This is a genomic window from Streptomyces sp. CA-251247 (assembly GCF_050952975.1).
Classification (GTDB): domain Bacteria; phylum Actinomycetota; class Actinomycetes; order Streptomycetales; family Streptomycetaceae; genus Streptomyces; species Streptomyces achmelvichensis.
This window is the reverse complement of sequence record NZ_CP191861.1, coordinates 806,993-829,876: the sequence shown is the minus strand read 5'-3', so window position 1 is coordinate 829,876 and position 22,884 is coordinate 806,993. Positions and strand designations below refer to the sequence as shown.

Annotated in this window: 20 protein-coding genes and 1 riboswitch; of the genes, 8 read left to right on the top strand and 12 right to left on the bottom strand. The window is 71.5% G+C overall.

The features are described 5' to 3' along the window. Positions 1-97: 97 nt before the first annotated feature. Together ACQPWZ_RS03525 and ACQPWZ_RS03520 are read left to right on the top strand one after the other, a co-directional pair. Positions 98-1,288 (top strand): acyl-CoA dehydrogenase family protein, encoded by a 1,191-nt coding sequence (locus tag ACQPWZ_RS03525; RefSeq protein WP_340471650.1) that lies wholly within the window; start codon positions 98-100, stop codon positions 1,286-1,288. A gap of 265 nt (positions 1,289-1,553) precedes the next feature. Beyond that, a complete protein-coding gene (locus ACQPWZ_RS03520; protein WP_433570589.1) occupies positions 1,554-2,126 on the top strand; it encodes a dihydrofolate reductase family protein in 573 nt (190 codons plus the stop codon). Positions 2,127-2,227: 101 nt separating this feature from the next. Here ACQPWZ_RS03520 and ACQPWZ_RS03515 read toward each other — a convergent pair whose 3' ends face one another. Together ACQPWZ_RS03515 and ACQPWZ_RS03510 are read right to left on the bottom strand one after the other, a co-directional pair. Continuing rightward, the gene (locus ACQPWZ_RS03515; RefSeq protein WP_433570588.1) at positions 2,228-2,926 is read right to left on the bottom strand and encodes a sigma-70 family RNA polymerase sigma factor; all 699 of its coding nucleotides are present in this window, start codon (positions 2,924-2,926) and stop codon (positions 2,228-2,230) included. Positions 2,927-3,064: 138 nt separating this feature from the next. Then, positions 3,065-3,841 carry a hypothetical protein gene (locus ACQPWZ_RS03510; RefSeq protein ID WP_433570587.1) on the bottom strand — a complete coding sequence of 259 codons (777 nt, stop codon included), beginning with the start codon at positions 3,839-3,841 and terminating at the stop codon, positions 3,065-3,067. A gap of 185 nt (positions 3,842-4,026) precedes the next feature. On the opposite strand from ACQPWZ_RS03510, the gene ACQPWZ_RS03505 reads away from it, so the two are divergent. Continuing rightward, positions 4,027-5,244: an MFS transporter gene (locus ACQPWZ_RS03505; protein ID WP_433570586.1), complete on the top strand. Its 1,218-nt coding sequence runs from the start codon at positions 4,027-4,029 to the stop codon at positions 5,242-5,244. Continuing rightward, a complete protein-coding gene (locus tag ACQPWZ_RS03500; RefSeq protein WP_433570585.1) occupies positions 5,241-6,332 on the top strand; it encodes a sugar ABC transporter permease in 1,092 nt (363 codons plus the stop codon). Before ACQPWZ_RS03505 ends, ACQPWZ_RS03500 begins: the two co-directional genes overlap by 4 nt. Here ACQPWZ_RS03500 and ACQPWZ_RS03495 read toward each other — a convergent pair. Continuing rightward, positions 6,319-7,527, bottom strand: a complete 1,209-nt coding sequence (locus ACQPWZ_RS03495; protein ID WP_433570584.1) for an acyl-CoA dehydrogenase family protein — start codon at positions 7,525-7,527, stop codon at positions 6,319-6,321. The genes ACQPWZ_RS03500 and ACQPWZ_RS03495 overlap by 14 nt on opposite strands. A 141-nt stretch (positions 7,528-7,668) precedes the next feature. Between ACQPWZ_RS03495 and ACQPWZ_RS03490 the strand changes: the two genes are divergently transcribed. From ACQPWZ_RS03490 to ACQPWZ_RS03480, 3 genes are all read left to right on the top strand, one after another. Next, positions 7,669-9,447: a CoA transferase gene (locus ACQPWZ_RS03490; RefSeq protein WP_405567839.1), complete on the top strand. Its 1,779-nt coding sequence runs from the start codon at positions 7,669-7,671 to the stop codon at positions 9,445-9,447. Then, entirely contained in the window at positions 9,444-11,162 is a 1,719-nt protein-coding gene (locus tag ACQPWZ_RS03485; RefSeq protein WP_433570583.1) for a class I adenylate-forming enzyme family protein, read from the top strand. Before ACQPWZ_RS03490 ends, ACQPWZ_RS03485 begins: the two co-directional genes overlap by 4 nt. 70 nt (positions 11,163-11,232) lie before the next feature. After that, the gene (locus tag ACQPWZ_RS03480) at positions 11,233-11,985 is read left to right on the top strand and encodes a DJ-1/PfpI family protein (RefSeq protein WP_433570582.1); all 753 of its coding nucleotides are present in this window, start codon (positions 11,233-11,235) and stop codon (positions 11,983-11,985) included. A gap of 89 nt (positions 11,986-12,074) precedes the next feature. Here ACQPWZ_RS03480 and ACQPWZ_RS03475 read toward each other — a convergent pair whose 3' ends face one another. The 7 genes from ACQPWZ_RS03475 to ACQPWZ_RS03445 all read right to left on the bottom strand — a co-directional run bounded on the left by ACQPWZ_RS03475 (position 12,075) and on the right by ACQPWZ_RS03445 (position 18,255). After that, positions 12,075-12,884 carry an ABC transporter substrate-binding protein gene (locus tag ACQPWZ_RS03475; protein ID WP_433570581.1) on the bottom strand — a complete coding sequence of 270 codons (810 nt, stop codon included), beginning with the start codon at positions 12,882-12,884 and terminating at the stop codon, positions 12,075-12,077. Beyond that, positions 12,842-13,708: a metal ABC transporter permease gene (locus ACQPWZ_RS03470; protein ID WP_383246746.1), complete on the bottom strand. Its 867-nt coding sequence runs from the start codon at positions 13,706-13,708 to the stop codon at positions 12,842-12,844. Before ACQPWZ_RS03470 ends, ACQPWZ_RS03475 begins: the two co-directional genes overlap by 43 nt. Continuing rightward, complete coding sequence (locus ACQPWZ_RS03465; protein ID WP_433570580.1) at positions 13,705-14,340, bottom strand: metal ABC transporter ATP-binding protein; 636 nt, start codon at positions 14,338-14,340, stop codon at positions 13,705-13,707. The genes ACQPWZ_RS03470 and ACQPWZ_RS03465 overlap by 4 nt, the downstream gene beginning before the upstream one ends. 107 nt (positions 14,341-14,447) lie before the next feature. After that, complete coding sequence (locus tag ACQPWZ_RS03460) at positions 14,448-15,317, bottom strand: SDR family NAD(P)-dependent oxidoreductase (protein ID WP_433570579.1); 870 nt, start codon at positions 15,315-15,317, stop codon at positions 14,448-14,450. A 103-nt stretch (positions 15,318-15,420) separates the two neighbouring features. After that, positions 15,421-16,248: an alpha/beta fold hydrolase gene (locus ACQPWZ_RS03455; protein WP_433570578.1), complete on the bottom strand. Its 828-nt coding sequence runs from the start codon at positions 16,246-16,248 to the stop codon at positions 15,421-15,423. 267 nt (positions 16,249-16,515) lie between these two features. Next, complete coding sequence (locus ACQPWZ_RS03450; RefSeq protein WP_340471635.1) at positions 16,516-17,115, bottom strand: dihydrofolate reductase family protein; 600 nt, start codon at positions 17,113-17,115, stop codon at positions 16,516-16,518. 168 nt (positions 17,116-17,283) lie between these two features. Next, positions 17,284-18,255 carry a pyridoxal-phosphate dependent enzyme gene (locus ACQPWZ_RS03445; protein ID WP_433570577.1) on the bottom strand — a complete coding sequence of 324 codons (972 nt, stop codon included), beginning with the start codon at positions 18,253-18,255 and terminating at the stop codon, positions 17,284-17,286. Positions 18,256-18,688: 433 nt separating this feature from the next. Between ACQPWZ_RS03445 and ACQPWZ_RS03440 the strand changes: the two genes are divergently transcribed. Continuing rightward, a complete protein-coding gene (locus ACQPWZ_RS03440) occupies positions 18,689-18,964 on the top strand; it encodes a hypothetical protein (RefSeq protein WP_356702939.1) in 276 nt (91 codons plus the stop codon). 55 nt (positions 18,965-19,019) lie between these two features. On the opposite strand, the gene metE is transcribed toward ACQPWZ_RS03440, so the two are convergent. After that, entirely contained in the window at positions 19,020-21,338 is a 2,319-nt protein-coding gene (gene metE / locus ACQPWZ_RS03435) for a 5-methyltetrahydropteroyltriglutamate--homocysteine S-methyltransferase (protein WP_433570576.1), read from the bottom strand. Between the two features lie 153 nt (positions 21,339-21,491). Then, positions 21,492-21,717, bottom strand: a riboswitch (cobalamin riboswitch). Between the two features lie 116 nt (positions 21,718-21,833). Next, positions 21,834-22,751 (bottom strand): hypothetical protein, encoded by a 918-nt coding sequence (locus ACQPWZ_RS03430; protein ID WP_433570575.1) that lies wholly within the window; start codon positions 22,749-22,751, stop codon positions 21,834-21,836. Positions 22,752-22,884: the final 133 nt, after the last annotated feature.

The following is a 22,884-nucleotide window of genomic DNA, read 5'->3' as shown; positions in this document are numbered from 1 at the left end:
AATCCCGCCCCTCCGCCGGCCGTGGCCCTTCCGGATTCTTGCAACACGTTCTACCGTGTGCGCCGCGCCGTGACGGTCGCGAGACTCTGGAGGGGCCGTGCACCTCGAATACACGCCTGAACAGCAGCAGTTGCGCGCCGAACTGCGCATCTACTTCGCCCGGCTCGTGCCGGACAACGTGTACGCCCGCTACGCCGACCCCGGCGAGCAGAAGCGCTTCTACCGCGAGACCGTCCGCCGCCTCGGCACGGACGGCTGGCTCGGCGTCGGCTGGCCGACGGAGTACGGCGGGCGCGGGCTGAGCCCCATGGAGCAGTTCATCTTCTTCGACGAGGCGGCCCAGGCGGGCGTACCGCTGCCGCTGATGGCCCTGAACACGGTCGGTCCGACGATCATGCAGTTCGGCACCGAGGAGCAGAAGGCGTACTTCCTGCCGAAGATCCTCTCCGGCGAGATCGACTTCGCCATCGGCTACAGCGAACCCGACGCCGGCACCGACCTCGCCGCCCTCAAGACCCGCGCGGTGCGCGAGGGCGACGAGGACACCGGCCACTACACCGTCAACGGACAGAAGATCTGGACCACCAACGGCGACACGGCCGACTGGGTGTGGCTCGCCGTGCGCACCGACCCCGGCGCGCCGCCCCACAAGGGCATCACCATGCTCCTCGTGCCGACGTCCGACCCCGGCTACTCCTGCACCCTGATCAACACCCTGGCCTCCCACGACACGACGGCCAGCTACTACGAGAACATCCGGGTCCCCGCCTCCCGCCGCGTCGGCCAGGAGAACAAGGGCTGGCGGCTGATCACCAACCAGCTCAACCACGAACGCGTCACCCTGGCCGCCCACGGGACCATGGCGATCCGGGCACTCCACAACGTCCAGCGCTGGGCGGCCGACACCAAACTCGCCGACGGCCGCCGGGTCATCGACCTCGGCTGGGTCCGCGGCCGTCTGGCGCGCACCCACACCCGGCTGGACGCGATGAAACTGCTCAACTGGCAGATGGTGAACGCCGTCCAGCAGGGCACGCTCACCCCGCAGGACGCCTCAGCGGTCAAGGTCTTCGGCTCCGAGGCCCGCCGCGACGCCTACGCCTGGCTGATGGAAGTGGTGGGCGCGGCCGGCCCGCTCAAGGAGGGCTCGGCCGGCACGGTGCTCCACGGCGAGCTGGAGCGCGGATACCGGTCGGCCGTGATCTTCACCTTCGGCGGCGGGAACAACGAGATCCAGCGCGAGATCATCTCGTGGATCGGGCTGGGGATGCCGCGGGTGCGGCGATGACGAGCCACGTAACCGGGTTCGCCGGCCGGCATCAGGGAGTCTCAGCGACCTGACAACGGCGCAGGGTGCAGGAGACGTGGTCTGGCAGTGGCGCGCATCGTCTGCTGGGGCGCGAGTTGCATCGAGGCCCGCCGCGCGGAGTGGCGATGATCGATGAGTTTCGCCACGATCAGCAGTCAGTGAGGGAAAGCGGGCACAGTGGAAGGCCGAAGCCGGCCCACGGAACCTGCTGCCACCAGATCACGAGACACCCTGGAGACGTTCGATGCGCACCCTGATCAGCACTGCTTTCGTCTCGCTCGACGGCGTCGTGGAGGCCCCGGGCGGTGAGCCGGGTTACCGGAACTCGGGCTGGACCTTCAAGAACATGGAGTTCCTCCCGGAGGCGTACGACATCAAGGGCCGGGAGCAGCAGGAAGCCACCGCGATGCTGCTGGGGCGGACCAGCTACCAGGCGTTCAGCCCGGTCTGGCCGGGCATGGAGGACTTCTCCTCCTACAAGGAGATGCCGAAGTACGTCGTCTCCACCACCCTGACCGACGACGACCTGGCGTCGGACTGGGGCCGGACCACGATCCTGCGTTCGCTCGACGAGGTCGCCGCGCTGAAGGAGACCGAGGGCGGACCGATCATCATGCACGGCAGCGCCACCCTGAACCGGAACCTCTCGGACGCCGGCCTGATCGACCGTTACCACCTGCTTGTCTTCCCGCTCCTGCTCGGCGCGGGCAAGCGTCTGTTCAGCGATACCGACAAGGACATGCAGAAGCTGGAGCTCGTCGAGCACGAGGCCTACGCCAACGGTCTGCAGAAGAACGTCTTCGACGTCGTCCGCTGACAACTCCCGGGCGTGGTGCGCGAGTACGGCCAGGGGGCATCGGGCCGCGCCCGGGCACCTGAGGCACGTGGCGCGCCGCAGGTCCCCGGGCGACTCGGTGGTCAGCCGGTCACGGCCATGAGCTCGGGACCGTTCGTGAACCGGCCTCCGGTGTCGCTTTTCCTTCCTGCCCGTCCTTCGGGTGCGGTGAGGGGAAGGTCCGGTTCGCCGAGCAGTTTGATGAGCGAGGCGCGGGCGCGGGCCACCCGGGAACGGACGGTTCCCACCGGGCAGTTGAGGGCCAGGGCGGCCTCGGCGTAGGGCAGACCCAGGAGCTGCGTGAGGATGAAGGCCTCGCGGCGTTCGGCCGGGATCGTGGCCAGGAGCTCCGCGAGAGCGATGCCGTCCTCGAAGCCGGGGCTGTGCCGTGGCTGGGCCTGTTCCGCAGCGGTCTGCCAGTCGGTCCTGTCGGAGAGCCTCGGCCGGGCAGCCGCGTGACGCAGGCTGTCCACCACGGTGCGGCGAGCGATGGACAGCAGCCAGGTGCGGGCGGACGAACGGCCCTCGAAACGGTGGAGGCTGCCGAGCGCCCGGAGGAACACATCCTGCGTGAGATCGTCGGCTGCCTGGGGGTCGGCGCTGAGGTAGGCCACATAGCGCCAGACGTCGCGGTGCAGCGCGCGGACGAAGCGGTCGACCCGCGCCGGATCACCGTCGCGAGCGGAGAGTGCCAGGCGGGTCACGGCCGCGTCGTCTTCGGGGGTATGGCGCGGCGGCCTGGTTGCGACGGGAGGTTGCACGGGGTACGAGGCAGGGGTCATCGCCAGAAGTCCTCACGGGAAATCGGGTTCCGGCGTCGCGCCGAGGGGCGAGGCCGGTGAGGGGTACGGCCTGCCGGACGGCACGGCCGATGCCCGGTGCGCGTCGTGGAAGACTCCGCGGCACCGGGGAACCAGCTGTCACAGGACAGCGATCCCCGGTGGTGGACCCCGTGAGGTGATGGCGTGGGCGAGAAGGAGCCGTCGTGGCGCGTGGGTCCGCCTGCTCCGGCGTACGCGGATGCGTGTCCCGTGCACCGGCGCGGGCTGAGGGAGCATCAGCCGCAGGGGAGCGACCAGCCATCCGGCGAGCGAGCGCAGAACGCGGAACGCAGCCCGCTCTCCGTACGCGAGCCACAGACCGCAGAGCAATGACGCCAGCAGGTGAGCCGACAGCATTCCCGTCGGTGACATGTCACCCATGTCGTGCCCGCTCAACGCCGTCGTGCCGGTGGCGCCGTCCGCCACCCCGTGCAGGGCGTGATCGTGGACGTCCATGCCGTCATGGAGCATCGTCATGCCGGGCTGCTGAGCCGGGCCGCCATCGCCTACGCCCCGAAGGACCGCACCGGAGGCCGGTGCGGTGGATTCCCCCGTCCCGAGAGCCAGGGACCGGGCCCATTGCCGGGCCAACGAGCTGTCCGTCGGCGGCGACGGGTACACCATGGCCTGGGCCAGGGAGAAGCACGCGTGCATCCCCGCCTGAGCCACGACCGTCGCAGAGGTGACGACGAGAAGTCCGCGTTCGCGCCCGCCGAGGGCCCAGGCCGCGGCCGTCGTCACGCCGAACGCGGTGGACATCGCCCACCAGGGAACGGATGTCCCGGACATGAGGATGTGGCCGAAGGCAGCGAGCAGCACACAGACGGCGGCGAACACCGCGGCCCGTAACGCTCGACACCCCCGGCCTGACATCATGGCGGGCTCATCCTTGCATTCCCCCTCGTGGCCGGGCACCCGTCGGTACGGAATTCACCACGCGCCCCCTCATCCCGGGCCGGATGTGTGGCCCAGGCCACAACTACCCCGGGGAACCGAGGTGTTGGGCTGTCCGACTCCTGTTGCGGCGGGTCGGGACAGTCAGCGGCGGGAACGGAGACACGGTGGCGGCAGAGGGCACAGCGGCGACGGCGTCGGCACCGCTGCCGGACAAGCGGCAGGCCCCAGCACTCACTGCACTGCTGACCTGTGCCATGGCCTTCTCGATGCTCCAGTTGTTCCTGCTGGGCGCGCTCGGACCTCGGCTCGTGGACGAACTGGGGATATCGCCCACCGTGTTGGGCCTCACCACCACGATCGGGTTCGGGACGGCGGCCGTACTGTCCCCCATGGGCGGGCGCATCGTGGACCGGATCGGTCCGCGGCGCGCACTGGTCGTCCTGCTGGTGGTGTCCGCGGTCGCACTCGCCCTCATCGGCGCCGCGCCCGGCGCCGGTCTGCTGCTGGCAGCGGTCGCGCTGGGCGGTGTTCCCCAGGCGCTCGCCAACCCGGCCACGAACAAGGCCATTCTCGCGTCGGTCCCGCCCGCCCGGCGCGGCTCGGTGACAGGGACGAAGCAGTCCGGTGTCCAACTGGGGGCGTTCGCGGCCGGGTTGCCGCTCGCCGCCGTGGCCGGCGGCATCGGGTGGCGGGGCGCGGTGTGGACGGCCGCGGGCACCGCCCTGCTGACCGGGTTGTGGGCGCTGCGCACTCTTCCGTCCGACCCACCGCCGCCGGCCACCACCATGCGGCCGTCCCCGGTGCCACGTGGTTTCGTCGCCTGGCTGGCTGTCTTCTCACTGTTTCTGGGCAGCGGTATCGCTTCGGTGAACACCTACCTCGCGCTGTTCGGCGTACGGGAGTTGGAGATGGGCCCCGGCACGGCTGCCGCTCTGGTGGCCGTGCTCGGCGTGGCGGGGATCGTCGGCCGGGTGGGATGGTCGAGGGCGGCCCGGCCGGGGCGCGCCGAGTGGCTGCCGGGATGGCTTGCGGTGGGCGCCGTGGGCGCGGCCGCTCTCCTCGCTGCGGCGCTGTCGGCACCTCCTCTTGCCTGGGCCGCTGCCGTCGCCGTCGGGGTCTTCGCCGTGTCGGGCAACGCGGTCTCCATGGTGCTGGTCATGCAACGGGCCGCACCGGGCCGGGCGGGGCAGGACTCGGCGCTGGTCGCCGCGGGATTCTTCGCCGGGTTCGCCGTGGGGCCTTTGCTCTTCGGCCTGTTCGCGGAGGCGGGACGTTACGGCTTCGGCTGGATGCTGGTGGCAGGGGAATTCGCCGCCGCCGGTGCCGTCGCCTTCGCCTGGGCCGTACGGGACCGGCGAGGACGCGCGGGCCGGTCGTCGTGACGTCGGCGGACTGGGCCGGCGACGCCCTGAAGGCGGTGATCGAGCGCGTGACGGTCACCGAGTACGAGGTGGGCCCACGCTTTCCCCTGTTCGCCGACCCGGACAGCGGGCGGTGGACCACGACGGGGCGCGGGTCGTGGACGGGCGGATTCTGGGCCGGGCTGCTGTGGTTGCGGGCGCGGTGCACAGGCGCCGAGGCCGACCGGGCGGCAGCGTCCCGGTGCACCGCGCGCCTCGCGCCGTGGGCGGACGCCGACACCGCCACCCGGGGTCTGATCCTCTGGTACGGGACCGCCCTGGCCTCCCACGACGCGGACGCCACAGCGCTGCGTGAGCGGTCCGCGCGCACCTGCCTGGAGGCCATGGACCCCGAACTCGGCCTCGTCCCCTGGGGATCGGCGCTGGGAGGCCCTCGCCTCCTCGCCCGCGCGGACGGTGTGCCGGGAATGGTGCCCTTGCTGGCAGGGGCCGGGCCCGAGGGTGCCGCGGCAGCAGACGCACATCTGCACCGCCACGTCGAACTCTGCCTCGGAGACGGCAGCGAACACCGGCCCTGGACACAGCCCGCCTGGCGCTTCGACGCGGGGTCGGGATGGCAGCCCTGCGAGGACCCGCCCCAGGGCTGGAGCCGGGGCAGGGCGTGGCTGCTCCTGGCGGTCGCCGACGCCCTGCATCTCCCGACCCTCCCCGGACCGCGGGCCGAGGCTCTCGCGGGGGCGACCGAGCACCTGTTGCGGCACGGGGCCGCGCTGGACGGACCGCTCGTCCCGCATGCCGATGCGTCCCGTCCCGACGGCCCCCTCGACACGTCGGCCGCCGCGATCACCGCTGTCGCTCTGCTGAAACTCGCGCGTCTGCCGGGCCCGAGGGCGACGGAGTACGCGCACCGGGGCTCTGCGATCCTGAGCCGCCTGGTCGGCACCCATCTGTCCGGACCTCGCGCACACCGGCCCGCCGGCAGGTTGCTCGACGGCTGCTACGACGCCGGCCGGGGCACCGCCGTACGGCACGAACTGATCTGGGGCGACTTCTTCCTCGCCCTGGGGCTGGCCGCGCTCACCGGCTCGCTCGACATCACGGACGTGTAGGACTCGGCCCGCCGTACCCGCGCAGCACCCGCCGCGCCACAGCGGTGATGTGCAGCTCGTCCGGCCCGTCCAGGATGCGAGCGGCCCGGCCCGTGCGGAAGAGTGCGGGCAGTGCCGTGTCCGGGCCGAGGCCGGCGGCGCCATGGACCTGGATCGCCGCATCCGTGACCTGCTGGAGCATGCGGGCCGCCGCGACCTTGGCGAGGCCCACCTCGATGTGTGCGTCCTTCCCCGCGTCGATGAGAGCGACTGCCTCATGGACGAGAGGGCGCGTGGTACGCAGGGCGAGGAGGGCGTCGAACACCTGCTGCTGGACCAGCTGGTGGCCGGCGAGCGGGCCGCGGGATCCGCCGCGGGCGACCGCCCGCTCACACATCAGATCGAACGCCCGCTGGGCCTGGCCGAGCCAGCGCAGACACCGCAGGGTGCGGCCTCGCTGGAGGCGCTCACCGGCAATGGCGAGCGCCTGGCCGCGTGCACCGACGAGATGGTCGGCGGGTACGCCGACCTGGTCGAATTCGATCTCCCACTGGCCGGTCGCGCCGAGAACCGGGAGTTCGCGGACGACGCGGAAACCGGGGGAGTCGGTGGGCACCAGCAGCAGGGAGAGTCCCTCGCGGTCGCCGGTCTGCCCGTCGGTGCGGGCCAGCACGGTGACGAGGTCCGCGCCGGCGGCTCCGGAGGTGAACCACTTGCGCCCGGTGACGGCCCACCGGCCGTCCGGTTGCCGCACGGCACGGGTTCCGGTCATGAACGGGTCCGTGCCGGGAACCTCGGGCTCCGTCATCGCGTAGCAGGTCCGCGTCTCCCCGGCCACGAGCCGGCGCAGATACCGGTCACGGACACCGCTCTGCGCGTGCCGCTCCAGCATCGACACATCCAGCAGGGGAGCGGAGCCCAGTGCCGCGGGACCGTGGTCGCTCGCCCCCTCCGCCTCCGCCAGTTCGGCGTACTCGCCGAACGCGAGGCCGCGGCCGCCCAGATGCGCGGGCAACGGCAGCGCCCACAGCCCCTCCTGCTTCGCCCGGCCCTGCAACGCGCCCAAGGCCGCCACGGCATCGGGTCCGCCCGCGTCCAACACCGGTTCGTACGGAATCACGCGATCGCGGACGAACTCTCCGACGCGCTCACGCAACTCGGCCGTCCGCCCGCCCGGTTGGCCGTGCGGTGCGCCCTCACTGCCTCGACCTGCCATGCCTCTCCTCGAGTTGCCGGGAACTTGTGCGAACGGCTGTCCGACTGTCTCCACACGGAACTGGTCGGGCGCGGACGCTCCCGAGTTCCCGGGTTCCGGACGACCGGGCGCCGGCCACCGCCGCGCCAGGAGAGGAGAGGCATGGCATCACCCGTCACCACGCAGGCGGTCCGGCCACTCGACACGCTGCGTTTCGACATCTTGGGACCGCCGCAGCTCATGACCGTGGTCTCGGAGCATCTGCGCCTTCTCGGCGCGCAGGCGGCCGACACCGCGCCGGGGACCGGGCCGGCCGGCCGCGCGGTGCTGAGCGGAGAGGACTTCGCGCCCGTTCAGGCCCGCACGACGTGGGCCTCCCCCGGGACCGGGATCAACGACGAGGCCACCGTGCAGGCCGCCACCGGCATCATGACCGTGCACGGCCGCCGCGACGGCGACCCGCGTGGCCTGGGCGTCGACTATGCGTCCGTCGCCACCGGCGTGCTCACGGTGCAGGGCCTCCTCGCCGGGCTGCTGGCCCAGGCCCGCGGTGGCGATGCCCCTGCCGACGTCACCACCAGCGCGCAGCGTGCAGGGCTGCTCGCCGTCTCGCAGTACCTCGCCGCCTCCGGGGCCGACGAGGGCGAGGCAGCCGAACTTGCCCCCGGCGGGCCGCCGTTCGTCTCGTCCGAAGGCCTCCTTTTCGAACTGGAGACCCTGGACCCGGGTGCCTGGGCCGCGTTCTGGCGTGCTCTGGGCGCGCCGCCGGAGGCGATACGCGCCGGCTGGCGGCCCTTCCAGTTCCGGTACGCCACGGCCTGTGCTCCCTTCCCGCAGGTGCTGCACACCACGGCGCGGGCGCATCCCTGGCAGCGGATCCTCCAGGCCGCCTCCGTGTCGGGGGCCGAGGTCTGCGCCCTGCGCACGCTCGCCGAACGGGCGGTCGAGTACGAGGGCGCCCCGCCCTGGTCCGTGGACCTGCTCCGCCCCGGCCGCACCCACCCGGTGTCCGCCCCCTCGCCGGAACGCCCCCTCGCCGGTCTGACCGTGCTGGAGGCAGGACGCCGGATCCAGGCCCCGCTCGCCGCGCACCTGCTGGGACTGCTCGGCGCCGACGTGATCCGTATCGAGCCGCCGGGCGGTGATCCACTGCGGGGCATGCCGCCGGCGTGCTCCGGTGTCTCCGCCCGCTGGCTCGCGCTCAATCGCGGCAAGCAGGCTGCGGAGGTCGACATCAAGGCGCCCGCCGGACGCCGCCTGCTGCGGGAGATGGCGGCGGAAGCCGATGTGTTCCTGCACAACTGGGCCCCGGGCAAGGCCGCCGAACTCGGTCTGGACGCAGACGACTTCGCCTCCGTGAACCCCGCCCTGGTCTACGCGTACACCAGCGGCTGGGCCGGCCGGCTGTCCGATGCCCCCATGGGTACCGACTTCATGGTCCAGGCCCGTACCGGTGTCGGCGAGGCGGTCCGCCCGGACGGGGAGACCCCCGCGCCCTCCCTGATGACACTGCTCGACGTACTCGGCGGACTGCTCGGCACGGAAGCGGTGCTCGCAGGGCTGCTCCTGCGGGAACGCACCGGGCACGGTGTGCGCGTCGGCTCCTCGCTGCTCGGTGCGGCGGACACACTGACAACCCCCTTCCTGGGCCGGGCGGCTCGCGGCGAGGGCCCGAGACAGCCTGCCGGGTTCCGGCGTCCGCTGCCCACGGCCGACGGCTGGGTCGCGCCGAGCGACACGTGCGCGGCCGCGGCAGCCGCGTACGACCTGCGTGACCTTCCGACGGACGACGCGCTGCGGCAGCTGCGTGCGCACGGTCTCACCGCCACCCGTGTCACCACGGACCTGTCCGCACTGCACGACGACCCGCGCTTCGCCGGCTCGATCAGCCGCGACGCGCACGGTGCCCCCGCCGTTCCCGACCCCTGGAGCTTCACATGACCGTCGAACTGCACGACCTGCTGCCCGCCGAGCTGCGCCGGTCCTGGGTGGTCGACGGCACCTGCCCCGACCTGGACCTCTACAGCCTCTTCCGGGCCCGTCAGATCATGGACCTGCACCACACCGCGGTCCTCGATGCCAAGGGGAAACTCTGTTACACCGCGCTGGACCGCAAAGTGCGATGTCTGGCCACCGGCCTCAGAGACCTCGGCATACGCCCGGGTGACGTGGTCGGCGTCCAGCTCCCCAACCACCGCAACGCCGTCATCGCCGATCTGGCGCTCGCCGCCCTCGGCGCGGTCGCCCTGCCGTTCCCCGTCGGCCGCGGCAGCCTGGAGGCCGAGTGCCTGCTGCGCCGCGCCGAAGCGGTGGCCGTCATCGCGGCCACCGAGCACCGGGGCGCCCACCACGCGGCCGAACTGCACGCCCTGTCTCCCGTGCTGCCCGCCCTGCGGCACGTGATCGCCGCGGGGCCGGGCACCGCCCCTGAAGGAACGGTTCCGCTCGCCACGCTGCTGCGCGGCGACCCGAGCGGCTTCGTCCCCGCCCGGCCCGACCCCGACAGCGCGGCCCGCATCCTCGTGTCCTCCGGCTCGGAGGCCGAGCCCAAGATGGTGGCGTACTCGCACAACGCACTCGCGGGCGGACGCGGCAACTTCCTCGCCTCACTCATTCCCGACAGGACCCCGCCCCGCTGTCTGTTCCTGGTACCGCTCGCCTCCGCCTTCGGCTCCAACGGCACCGCGGTCACGCTCGCCCGGCACGGCGGAACGCTGATCCTCCTCGACCACTTCACCCCCGAAGCCGCCCTCGCGGCCGTGGCCGAACACGAGCCGACGCACATCCTCGGCGTGCCCACCATGGTGCGCATGATGCTCGAACGGCTCGACGCCACGAGCGAGAAGCCGGCCGCCGACAGGAAGCCGGTCACCGGCGAGCGTCAGCGTGAGACGCTCACCGCTCTGATCCTCGGTGGGGCGCCGCTCGACGAGCCCACCGCGGCTGCCGCGGCGCAGGCTTTCGGCTGCCACGTCGTCAACCTCTACGGCTCCGCCGACGGCGTCAACTGCCACACCGGGCTGGACAGTACGACCCCGCCCACCGACGATGCCGGTGTGGTCGCCGGCCGCCCCGACCCCCGGGTGGCCGAGATCCGTATCGCCGACACCGACACCCACGCCGAGGTACCGGACGGCGGTATCGGCGAGATCATCGCCCGCGGTCCGATGACCCCCCTCTGCTACGTCGGCGCCCCCGACCTCGACGCCCGCTACCGCACGCCCGACGGCTGGGTGCGCACCGGAGACCTCGGCTTCCTCGACGAGGACGGCACCCTGCACATCGTGGGACGGCTCAAGGACGTCGTCATCCGGGGCGGCGCCAACATCAGCCCGGCCGAAGTGGAGCGGGAGTTGCGCTCCCATCCCCACATACGGGACGTGGTGTGCGTCGGCGTTCCGGACCACCTGATGGGTGAGCGCCTCGCCGCGTGCGTCGTCCCCCGCTCCGGCGAGGTGCCCACGCTCGACTCGCTCGGACAGCATCTGACACAGCGGGGTCTGGAGCAGCGCAAGCACCCCGAACGGCTGCTGGTGGTCGCCGAGTTGCCGCTGACCCCGGCGGGCAAGTCCGACCGCGCCGCCCTGCGTGAGCACCTGGCGCAGGCCTCCGTCCACGAGGCACCCGCCGCGCCGTCACTCGCCCCGGCCGGCTGAGCCGGACTCCAGGCGCGGCGCGCGGCGCCCACGCCCATCCGTACGACGACCATCGGGACAGGAGAACCGAATGAACCGCAGGAAACTGCTCCGGGCCTCGACCGCGATCGGAGCCGCGGGTGCGATGGCGGGAGTCACCGCCGCACCTGCCGCACCTGCCGCGGCGGCGCCCGTCCAGCCCGTCCAGGAGACCGGTGGACCCCTGAGGGTGCACATCGTGATGTACGACGGTGTGGAGGAGCTCGACTTCGCCGCTCCCTACGAAGTCTTCTCCGCGGCCCGCTTCTTCACGGACCGCGAGATCGACGTCCGCTACGTCACCGCGTCCGGCCCCGGCGCCGTGCAGGCCGCCTACGGAACGAAGGTCCGCGTCGAACACGGCTGGGCCCCGCGCATCGCGGACGTCCTGGTCGTCCCCGGAGGCGGGTACGCACGTCACGAAGGCCCGGGCGTCCGGGCGGAGATCGCGCGCGGCACCCTCCCGCGCGCCCTGGCTTCGGCGGTGCGCCCCGGCCTCACCGTCAGCGCCGTGTGCACGGGCACCATGCTGCTGTCCGCAGCAGGACTGACGAAAAGCCGCCCGTGCACCACCCACCACAAGGCCCGGCCCGACCTCGAGCAGCAGGGAGGACTGCTGAAGATCGCACGCGTGGTGGACGACGGCGACCTGGTCACCGCCGGCGGCATCACGTCGGGCCTGGACCTCGCCCTGTGGCTCGTACGCCGTGAACTGGGCGCGGACGTGGCGACCGGCGTGGAGGTCATGCTCGAATACGAGGCCCGCGGCACGGTCTGGACCCCGCCCGCGCCCCGACCGCGGTAGTCGCGCGCGACCACAAGAGGCGGGAGGGCGGCACGCTGCCCTCCCGCCTCTGTACGGCCGACACGTGGGCCGGCCCGGCAACGCGCCGCTCAGGAGGCGCCCATGGCCTTCTTCAGCTCGGCCGCGGCATTGCTGTAGACGGGCAGCAGGTCGAGGTCGTCGCCCGGATAGTTGACGATCTTCACCTGCTTCGCGCCGGAGTCCGGCAGGACCGTCCCCGTCGACATGTGCGCGTTGTCCAGGACGAAGGCCGGCTTCTTCTCCGAGAGCTCCGCGAGCTGCGCCGGGGTCACGGCCTCCGGCCCGTAGGTCCCGACGGTGGTGGCACCCGCCAGCTCGGCCGACCAGCCCGTGAAGACCTGGCTGACGACGTTCGGGCTCTTCCCGCCGGGCCAGGCGGCCTTGAGGTCCTTCGCGAGCTGGGCGTACTCGGTGTCGAAGGCGGCCTTCCACGTCGCCGCGGCCTTGTCCGTGCCGAACAGCTTCGCCAGCTTGTCGACCTCCGCCTTCACCTTGTCGGCGTCGTTGTCCAGATTCACCTCGACCAGCTCGGCCTCGGAGCCGGCGGCTTCCTTGATCTTCTCGGCGTACGGCTCGAAGGGCGCGTACAGCACGAAGTCGGCCTCGGCCACGGCCGCCAGGACCGACGGCTTCGGGTCGTAATCGGGCGCGTGGTGCACGGACTTGGGGACGATGACCTTGATGTCCTCGGCGCCGGCGGCCTTGGCGAAGGCGCCTTCCCAGGTGGTGGTCACGACCACCGACGGCTTGCCCTTCCCCTTGGCCTTGCCGCTGTCGCTGCCCGCCGACGTGTCACTGTCGCCCCCGCAGCCGGTGACCAGGGCCAGTGCCGCGCTCAGTGCGACGAGGGAAGGGATACGGAGGCGGTTGCGCGCCATGAGGTGTTTCTCCGTTCGGGTACGAGATGGACGGCGAGGACCACGGCCCCCGCCGTCAGGACGAGGACCGGGCCGGGCGGCCAGTCCAGCCACAGGGCCACAAGGAACCCCGTCAGATTCACGACGATGCCGATGCCGACCGCCCACAGAGTGATCGACTTCAGCGAGCCGCCGAGGCGGCGTGCCGCGAGTGCGGGCAGGAGCGTGAGGGCGTCGACCAGCAGCGCGCCGGTCAGCTTGATCGCCCCGGCGACCGCGACCGCGACCAGGACCAGCAGGACGACGGTCAGCCCGCGAACCGGTACGCCCGAGCACTCGGCCAGTTCACGGTCGTACAGGAGCAGGCCCACGTCACGGCGACGCCACCAGAACAGACCGGGAACGACGACCGCCAGCACGGCGAGGACGACGAGATCCGCGGTGCCCACGGACAGGATGGAGCCCCACAACAGCGCGAACGCGCCGGAGGCGTTGACGCCCGAGACCGCGAGGACGAGCAGCGCTGCCGCGATGGCCAGACTCATCAACAACCCCATGGCCCCTGACAGGCCGTCGGGGGTACGGGCGAGCGGGGCCACGCCCGCGCCCGACAGAGCACACGCGACGAGCGCGCACAGCATCGGATCGAGCCCGGTCAGCAGGCCGACCGCGATCCCCAGCAGCGCCACGTGCATCATCGCGAACCGCACCGGCATGATGTCCAGGCCGACGATCACCACGCCGATCACGGGCAGGCCGATCGCCGCGAGCAGGAGGGCGAAGCCGGCCCGCTGGACGGGCAGGAGCTGGAGGAGGGCGCCCACATCGGCGGCAGCCAGAGTCACCGGACCTCCCGCAGCCGTCCGGCGGCCATGTCCAGCACCCGGTCGCACCGCTCGGCGAGCGTCCGGTCGTGGGTCACCACGAGCAGGGTGACGGGCAGCGCGGTGAGGACGTCGGCGGCCTCCTCCTGACCGGTGAAGTCGAGCGCCGCGGTGGGCTCGTCGGCGAGCAGCACCTGGGCACCCGCCGCGACACAGCCGATCGCCCGCGCGAGGTACATGCGCTGCAACTGGCCGCCGGAGAGGGTGTGCAACGGCCGTCCGGTCAGCGCCCCCACGCCGAGCCGCTCCGCGGCCTCCCCGGCTTCGGTGGGCGCCGCGCTGCTGGCCAGCAACTCCTCACCCAGGAGCGGAAACCGGCCCGCTGCCGGCTTCTGCGGAATCCAGGCGCAGACCCGCCGCCGCCAGGCCCACTCGGCCGATGTGCGCGTACCGCGGCCCCCGACCAGGATGGTGCCGGTCACCTTCCGGTGCAGACCCAGGACGGCGCGGAGCAGGGTGGTCTTTCCCGAGCCGTTGGTGCCGGTCAGCGCCACCCGCTCACCGGCCGCGATCTCCAGATCCACGGCGGCGACGGCGTCCACCCGGCCGTGACGGCACGCGACCTCCCGCATGCGCACATCCAGCCCACCCATCCCATGCCCCTCTTCGCTCCGGCTCCGAGCGGGAGAGGCCGGATGCTGCGCCCTCCCACGCGGCAGTAGTCGGACGGCGGGGCCGGGGAGTTCCCGGAAGTCGGGCGTCAGCTCTCGCCGTGGCCCAGGGGGTCCAACTGGGCCGCCGTCGCGTCGTCGGCGCTGGTGGACTCGCTCAGGACGCGCCGGCTCTCATCCGCGGCGAGTTGCTCGCGTGCGGCGGCCGTCGCATAGCGGAAGGCGTCCGCGCCGACGAGAAGACGCAAGGGCGGATCGTCCATGGCCACGACGTCGAGGAGAAGGCGGGCCACTTTCGCCGGGTCGCTGGCAGTCAGCGTGTCCGTGTTGTGCATGGCCGCCGAGGCGCCCACGGTGTCGGCGTACTCGGGCCGTATCGGTGCCACCTTCATGGACGACCCCGACCAGTCGGTCGCCATCCCGCCCGGCTCCAGCACGGTGACCTTGATGCCCAGCGGCGCGACCTCCTTGGCGAGGACCCAGGAGAAGCCGCCCACCGCCCACTTGGCGCTCTGGTACGCGGCAAGTCCCGGGGTCGCCAGGCGGCCGCCGACCGACGACACCTGGACGATGTGGCCCGATCGCTGCTCGCGCATGACCGGCAGCGCGGCCTGAGTAAGCCGCACGACGCCGAAGAGGTTGGTGTCCACCTGTGCCGAGAAGTCGTCGAAGTCGACATCCTCGACGGAGGCGATGTTGGCGTATCCGGCGTTGTTCACCAGCACATCGAGTCTGCCGAACCGGTCGAGGGCGGTGCGCACGGCAGCCTTCGCCTGGGCCGCGTCGGTGACGTCGAGAGGTGCGACCGCGATCCGGTCGCCGAACTCGGCCACCAGATCATCCAGAGCCCGCGGGTTGCGCAGGCCGGCCACGACCTGGTGGCCGGCCTGCGCCGCCGCGCGGACGATCTCGCGCCCCAGACCTCGGGAGGCTCCGCTGATGAGGAAGACGGACGGCATGGGACACACTCCAGCCCATCGTCAGGGCGGCAGGGCGGACACGTCCGACACGGGTGGTGCGATATCCCGCCCTCACCTGGTCCCGCTCGGGCGCGTGCCTGCCTCAGCCGCGCGCGAAGTCGAGGAGGTCGGCGTTGAACCGCTCGGCGTACTTGGGGACCATCGCCAGGCCGTGAGGTGCGCCCTCGTAGACCTTGTAGACCGCGTCCTTGACGATCTTGGACGACTTCTCGCCCGAGGCCACGATCGGAACGATCTGGTCGTCGTCGCCGTGGACGATCAGCGTGGGGACGTCGATCTTCTTGAGATCCTCGGTCGTGTCGGTCTCGGAGAACGCCTTCACACAGTCGTAGGCACCCTTGATACCCACCGTCATCGACCAGAGCCAGAACGCGTCACGGGTCCCCTGCGTCACGGTCGAGCCGTCACGGTTGGCGCCGAAGAAGGTGGCACTGAGATCCTTGTAGAACTGGGAGCGGTCCGTCGCCACACCCGCCCGGATCTCGTCGAAGACGTCGACCGGGAGGCCTTCGGGGTTCGCCTCCGTCTTGAGCATCAGCGGGGGGATCGCTCCGAGCAGCACCACCTTGGCGACGCGGCCCGTGCCGTGCCGGCCGACGTAGCGCGTGACCTCGCCGCCGCCGGTCGAATGGCCGACCAGGATGACGTTCTGCAGGTCCAGGCCCTCGATGACCGCCGCCAGGTCGTCGGCGTACGTGTCGAGGTTGTTCCCGTCCCAGGGCTGGCCGGAGCGTCCGCCGCCACGCCGGTCGTGAGCGATGGCACGGAAGCCGTTCTCCGCCATCAGCTTCAGCTGCGGGTCCCACGCATCGGCGGTGAGAGGCCAGCCGTGGGAGAAGACGACAGGCTGGCCCGCCCCCCAGTCCTTGTAGTAGATCTCTGTGCCGTCCTTGGCGGTGACGAAGGGCATGTCCGTTCCTTTCGCGCTGGTCCTGAACCCGGCGCTTCCGCGGAACTCGGCCCCCGGGCGGAACGCCGGATGTCACGCCGCGAACCAGCAGCAGACGTGCAAGGGAGCGACGGAGAGGAGGTCGGCAGCGAAGGGCGACCGGGATGGGCACGTCGTGCGAACAACGGTATCCGAGTGTCGGCGCCTCGTCGCGTCGAGCGGGCGCGCGTACGGCGCTGTGCCGGGCACAGCGCCGAACCGGCTGGCCGCTGGGCGACCACCGTCGCCCTACTTCTTCACCCGGTACCGCAAGTGGGTGACGCCGGTGCCTTCGACGACCGCGACGGGGCCCTCGAACTCCACCGGCGTGGCGCCGAGTTCGCCGAACAGCGTCTTCCCGCCGCCCAGGACGACCGGTACGAGCTCGACGCCGACCTCGTCGAGCAGCCCGGCCTCCAGGCACTGCCGCGCCATCTGCCCACCGTTGACGACGACGTTCTTGTCCCCTGCCACCTCCTTCGCCCTGGTCACCGCGGCCTCGATGCCCTCGGTGACGAAGACGAAGTTCTCGTCGTCCTCGGGGCGGTCGTCAGGGCGCTGGTGGGTGAGCACGACGGTGGTCACGTCCATCGGGTGGCGCCCGCCCCAGGCGTTCGTCATGTCGTAGAGGTACCGCCCGACGACGAGTGCACCGGTGCTCTCCCACTCCGGCTTGACCAGCCCCGCGCTCGCGGCGGAGACGCGGATCGGCGGCACATCGGGACTGGCGGACGGGATCTCGACGTCGCCGTTGCCGTACCACTGGAACAGCAGGTCGAAGCCGCTCTCTCCGGGGCCGGCGATGTAGCCGTCGAGGGACATCGTGGCGCCGGTGACGATCTTGCTCATGGCGTTGTCTCCTTCGGTGTCTGTGGCTCTCACGGACAGGTCGTAGCCAGGGCCCTCGTTTTCGACATCCTGCGCGAAAAAATCTTGGCGCGGTCGGACGCATCACCGGCGTGGCCGGCCGGCTACCGAACGCGCACGAGGCCATGGCCGTCCGCCGACCCGCCCCGTTCAGCTCGCGCAGAGTTCCGCGAAGCGACGTGTGCTGATGTTGCCCCCGGAGAGGATCAGGCCGACGCGGCCCGGCAGGCGGTCCACCGCACCTGCCAGCAGGGCCGCCAGGGCAGTCGCGCCGCTGGGTTCGAGGACGATCTTCAGGCGTTCGAAGGCGAACCGCATCGCCTCACGGATCTCGTCGTCGCTGACAAGGGCGATCCCGTCGACGAGGCGCCGGTTGACGGAGAACGTCAGCTCGCCCGGTGTCTCCGCCGCCTGGCCGTCGGCGATCGTGCGCGGTACGGGAACGGCGACCCGTGTGCCCGCCTCCAGGGACCGCTTGGTGTCGTCCCCGGCCTCCGGTTCGACCCCGATGACGCGGGTCCGTGGATGCACGCCCTTCGCCGCGGTCGCACTGCCCGCGATCAGTCCGCCGCCGCCGACCGGCACCACCAGGGCGCCGAGTTCGCCCACCTCGTCCATCAACTCCAGGGCTGCGGTGCCCTGTCCGGCGATGACATGGGGATGCTCGTAGGGCGGGACGAGCGCGAGGCCGCGCTCGGCGGCCAGGGCGTTGCCGATGGCGACCCGGTCGCCGGTGTAGCGGTCGTAGGTGACGATCTCCGCGCCGTAGCCGACGGCGGCGTCGGTCTTGGACTGAGGGGTGTCCTCCGGCATGAGGATCACCGCCGTGGTGCCCAATTCCCGCGCCGCGAGGGCGACCGCCTGGGCATGGTTGCCCGAGGAGTACGCGGCGATGCCGCGGGAGAGCTGATCGGGCGTCAGGCGCGAGGCGGCGTTGTACGCACCCCGGAACTTGAAGGCGCCGATGCGCTGGAAGTTCTCGCACTTGAGGAAGACCTCGGCGCCGACGAGCGCGTCCAGCGTCCGCGAGTGCACCACAGGGGTGCGGTGTGCGACGCCCTCGATACGAGCGGCGGCGTCCCGGACGTCGTCCAGAGTGACCGGCGGTTTGTTCACCGTCATGCTTGTCCTCCATGGGTAGTGGTGGGGGAACGGGACGACCGGGCCGGCTGGCGGCGACAGGAAGTGGCTGCCCAGAACCAGCCTGTCACTGTCGGCGAGCGACTTCGGCAACTGCTCGCGCGTACGCGGGGTGGGTGGCCGGGCGCGGCGATCCACCGAAGTCACAGGCGTTGAGGATCGCGATGGCGAAGGGGAGCCCGCAGGAGGGCTTCCGCGCAAAACGCCCACCGGGAAGCACATCTGCAGAACCTGGCCCGCGATACGCCAACCTCGTCTGTCCCAGGGCCATTCGGCCGTAGCCAAGTGATCAATGCGAAGGTAAAGTCCCCTGCGTGCTCGGCGCCCGGACCACACAGGTGCCGGACATGGTCGAGACCTCCGTGACCACGAGGGGCGCGACACAACAACCGGGGGAACGAGTCCGGGGGGACCTGTGACCGACATCAAGACCACGCGCCGAGCGAACGACAGCACATGGGCCCGGCCTCTGCTGGCGCTGGCCCCGCTGGCGCTGCTCAGGCTGCTGACCGAGCCGTCCACGCCGTGGCTCGCCCTGTCCTGGGCCCTGTGCGTGGCCTCCGCGCTGCTGCTGGCCGCCGGATGGGCCGCGGTGCGGCAGAACGGGATCCGGGGAAACACCGCTTGGGGCACCTGCGTTCTGGTCCACCTCGTGTGGGCCTGGCAGTTCGTCGCGCTCATCGCGGAGTAGGAAAGAAGCCGACAGGGTGGGGAGGAACGGCGGTTCCTCCCCACCCCGCACCGCCTCAGGAGGCGGGCAGTTCCGACCTCACCTCGCGTGCCGCGGCGACGAGGTTCTCGAGGGACGCACGGGTCTCCGGCCAGTCGCGCGTCTTGAGGCCGCAGTCGGGGTTGACCCACAGGCGCTCGGCCGGGATGGCCTGAAGGCCCTTGCGGAGCAGGTCTGCCGCCTCGGAGACACCGGGGATGCGCGGTGAGTGGATGTCGTACACACCGGGACCGGCTTCGCGCGGGTATCCGTGCTCGGCGAGTTCACGCGCCACCTGCATGTGCGAGCGAGCGGCCTCCAGGCTGATCACGTCGGCGTCGAGGTCGTCGATGGCCTGCACGATGTCGCCGAACTCGGCGTAGCACATATGGGTGTGGATCTGGGTGTCCGGACGCACGCCGCTGGTCGCCAGTCGGAAGGACTCCGTGGCCCAGGCCAGGTAGTCCGCATGGTCGGCCGAGCGCAGCGGAAGGGTCTCCCGCAGGGCCGGCTCGTCGACCTGGATCACCGAACTTCCCGCATTCTCCAGGTCGTTCACCTCGTCGCGGAGGGCGAGGGCGACCTGGCGCGCGGTGTCGCCGAGCGGCTGGTCGTCGCGGACGAAGGACCAGGCGAGCATCGTGACGGGGCCGGTGAGCATGCCCTTGACCGGACGGCCGGTCAGGGACTGCGCGTACGAGGTCCAGCGAACCGTCATCGGCTCGGGGCGGGAGATGTCGCCCGCGAGGATCGGCGGCCGGACGTAGCGCGTGCCGTAGGACTGGACCCAGCCGTGCTGGGTGGCGAGGTAGCCCGTGAGCTGCTCGGCGAAGTACTGCACCATGTCGTTGCGTTCGGGCTCGCCGTGGACCAGGACGTCGATGCCGGTCTTCTCCTGGAAGGCGATCACCTCCTGGATCTCGGCCTTGATCCGCTCCTCGTAGGCCGCGGTGTCGATCCGTCCGCGGCGCAGGTCGGCGCGTGCGGTGCGCAGTTCGGTGGTCTGCGGGAACGAGCCGATCGTGGTGGTGGGCAGCAGGGGCAGGCCGAGGTGGGCACGCTGCGCCACGGCGCGTTCGGCGTACGGCTGGGAGCGGCGCCCGTCGGTGTCCGTCACCCCGGCAACCCGGGCCCGCACCGCCGGGTCGCGCGTGAGGGCGGAACCGGCGCGGGAGGCGAGGTCGGCGCGGTTGGCGGCGAGTTCGGCCGCGATGGTGTCGGTTCCCTCGCCGAGACCCCGGGCCAGGGTGACGATCTCGGAGGTCTTCTGCCGGGCGAAGGCGAGCCACCGGTGGATCTGCGGGTCGATGTCGCGTTCCGCGGAACTGTCCAGCGGGACGTGCAGCAGCGAGCAGGAGGAGGCCACGTCGACCCGGTCGGCGAGGCCGAGCAGCGTGCCGAGGATCGTCAGCGACTTCTCGAAGTCGTTGATCCAGATGTTGCGCCCGTTGACGACGCCCGCGACCAGGCGCTTGCCGGGCAGTCCGCCGACGGCGGCCAGGGCATCGAGATTGGCCGCGGCGGCGTCGGTGAAGTCGAGTGCCAGGCCGTCCACGGGAGCCTTGGCGAGTACGGGCAGCGCCTCGCCGAGGCGGTCGAAGTACGAGGCCACCAGCAGCTTGGGCCGGTCGGTGAGGGTGCCGAGGTCGCGGTAGGCGCGTTCGGCGGCGTTCAGTTCGGCCGGCGTGCGGTCCTGGACCAGTGCGGGCTCGTCCAACTGCACCCAGTCCGCCCCGGCCGCCCGCAGATCGGCGAGCACCTCCGCGTACACCGGCAGCAGCCGGTCGAGCAGGGTCAGGGGGTCGAAACCGGGCGCCACGCCGGGGGCGGGCTTGGCCAGCAGAAGGTAGGTGATCGGGCCGACCAGCACCGGCCGGGCCGTGTGACCGAGGGCCAGCGCTTCCTTCAACTCGGTGACCTGCTTGGTGGAGTCGGCGGTGAAGACGGTGCCGGGACCCAGTTCCGGTACGAGGTAGTGGTAGTTGGTGTCGAACCACTTGGTCATCTCGAGCGGGGCGACGTCCTGGGTACCGCGCGACATGGCGAAGTACCCGGCCAGGGCGTCCGCCTCGACGGCGGCGCGGTGGCGGGAGGGGAGAGCGCCGACCATCACGCTCGTGTCGAGGACGTGGTCGTAGTACGAGAAGTCACCGGTCGGGACCTCGTGGATCCCGGCTTCGGCCAGTTGCTGCCAGTTCGAACGACGCAGGTCCCGGGCGGTCTCTTCCAGGGCCGCGGCGGAGACGCGGCCCTTCCAATAGCCCTCGATGGCCTTCTTCAGTTCACGGTTCGGCCCCTGACGGGGGTATCCGTGGACGGTGGACCGTGCTGCCGCGGCTGCGGGCTTCGCTGTCACTGAACTCTCCTTCGCGAGTTTCCTGTCACCCGGCGAAGGTGAAGGCGAAGGGAGCACAGACCGGACGGGGGAGCGATGCGTCGGTGACGCATGTGCCCGTCGGTATGTACGCCGACCCGCCCTCGAGGTCACCGGGATTTCCGCGCACGATCGGTCGTGCGCGGACAGCGGGCAGGTCTTCGGACTCACGGGCACGCCTGCCGGACATCTCCCGGCGGACACCTACTGGCCGTCGCTTCCCGGGCCCGTACCGGACCCAGTGCGTATGACGGCGGTCGTTCCCGCTCACCGCTGCGGGGCAGTCCCGGATTCCCACCGGGTTCCCTCTTGCGACGCACGTACCTGGCAGGCACGGCGAACCAGCTGCACCCACCAGCCTAGAGCCCCGCAGGCCACACCGACACCACCGCTCATCATCCGGACGGTGATGCACGGCATGCGGGCGGACGAGGTACCGCTGCCCGACGGCGCTGTTCGGGTGTCGGCCCGACGCCCCTACGAAGTCAGCCGGACCGTCGCCAGGATCTTCCGCACCGTCGCGTCCGGAACCTCGTCCGCCACACCCTTCGCGCCCACGAAGGTCCAGGAGACGAAGTCGCCGCCCGGGTCCTTGAAGGCGAAGGTGGTGACCTTGCCGTCGGTGTCGCACTTGCCCTTCTTCGGCGCCCCCGTGGACACGCCCGTCGCCAGGCTTCCCTTGATCCCGGAGGCGGTGGTGTACGGCTCCACCGCACCCGCCTTGATGCTCTTCTTGTCCGGCTGGGTGTACGCGCCGTACAGCCACAGGGACACACTGCTGCGCGCCGCGTCCTCGATGGTCTTGGCGCCGCTGTCCCCGCGGGTGCCCGCCGACGCGAGTGCCGTGTCCTCGGGAGAGCCGTCCATGGCGGCGTCGGACCGGCACCACTTCTCCTTGAGCATCGCGGGGCTCGACATCCCGATGAGGGGCTTCTCCTCCGGATCCCGGTCGTCGGCAACGTAGTTGACCCAGCCAGGACCCTTCAGACCCCACTGCGGGGGAACGTCGAAGGCGATGCCCCGCTTGGGATTCACCACCACCTTCCAGCCCGCGACGACCGGCTTCGGGCCGTCCGTGTCACGCGGGTTGTCGTCGGCCGGGCTGCCCGAAGCGGACGTCGTCGGGCCGGGATCCGCGGTCTTTCCCTCGTCCCCGCCCAGGACCACGAATCCGGTCACTCCGGCGGCGACGACCACGACGAGAGCGGCAGCGACAGCGATGACCGTGGACGTACGACGGCCGCCACGAGGAGGCGGCTGCGGCGCACCGGCCGGCATCGTCGGCGAGCCCGCCCACGGCTCCTGCTGCGGAGGCCCGTAGGGGCCCGTCTGCTGATACGGATTGTTCTGCCCCGCGTACGGGTTCTGGCCGTCCCCCGGCTGCTGTGACCACATGAAGGGCACCCTAGAGGTCGCCTCTGGCCGGCGGAGACTCAGGTGTCTCCGCTGTGACCTGAGGAATTGGTCGGCACAAGGCCGCGGCGTACGTCGCGGCTGTTGCTCGGGCGGGCGGTTCCAGGGCGCTGAA

Excerpts from the sequence above, each read along its gene's own strand:
- ACQPWZ_RS03495 (WP_433570584.1), bottom strand. The coding sequence starts at position 7,527 with ATGGCAGGTCGAGGCAGTGAGGGCGCACCGCACGGCCAACCGGGCGGG.
- ACQPWZ_RS03455 (WP_433570578.1), bottom strand. The coding sequence starts at position 16,248 with ATGCCCTTCGTCACCGCCAAGGACGGCACAGAGATCTACTACAAGGAC.
- ACQPWZ_RS03520 (WP_433570589.1), top strand. The coding sequence starts at position 1,554 with ATGCGCACCCTGATCAGCACTGCTTTCGTCTCGCTCGACGGCGTCGTG.
- ACQPWZ_RS03490 (WP_405567839.1), top strand. The coding sequence starts at position 7,669 with ATGGCATCACCCGTCACCACGCAGGCGGTCCGGCCACTCGACACGCTG.
- ACQPWZ_RS03485 (WP_433570583.1), top strand. The coding sequence starts at position 9,444 with ATGACCGTCGAACTGCACGACCTGCTGCCCGCCGAGCTGCGCCGGTCC.
- ACQPWZ_RS03475 (WP_433570581.1), bottom strand. The coding sequence starts at position 12,884 with ATGGCGCGCAACCGCCTCCGTATCCCTTCCCTCGTCGCACTGAGCGCG.
- ACQPWZ_RS03480 (WP_433570582.1), top strand. The coding sequence starts at position 11,233 with ATGAACCGCAGGAAACTGCTCCGGGCCTCGACCGCGATCGGAGCCGCG.
- ACQPWZ_RS03465 (WP_433570580.1), bottom strand. The coding sequence starts at position 14,340 with ATGGGTGGGCTGGATGTGCGCATGCGGGAGGTCGCGTGCCGTCACGGC.
- ACQPWZ_RS03515 (WP_433570588.1), bottom strand. The coding sequence starts at position 2,926 with ATGACCCCTGCCTCGTACCCCGTGCAACCTCCCGTCGCAACCAGGCCG.
- ACQPWZ_RS03430 (WP_433570575.1), bottom strand. The coding sequence starts at position 22,751 with ATGTGGTCACAGCAGCCGGGGGACGGCCAGAACCCGTACGCGGGGCAG.
- ACQPWZ_RS03510 (WP_433570587.1), bottom strand. The coding sequence starts at position 3,841 with ATGATGTCAGGCCGGGGGTGTCGAGCGTTACGGGCCGCGGTGTTCGCC.
- ACQPWZ_RS03445 (WP_433570577.1), bottom strand. The coding sequence starts at position 18,255 with ATGACGGTGAACAAACCGCCGGTCACTCTGGACGACGTCCGGGACGCC.
- ACQPWZ_RS03450 (WP_340471635.1), bottom strand. The coding sequence starts at position 17,115 with ATGAGCAAGATCGTCACCGGCGCCACGATGTCCCTCGACGGCTACATC.
- ACQPWZ_RS03460 (WP_433570579.1), bottom strand. The coding sequence starts at position 15,317 with ATGCCGTCCGTCTTCCTCATCAGCGGAGCCTCCCGAGGTCTGGGGCGC.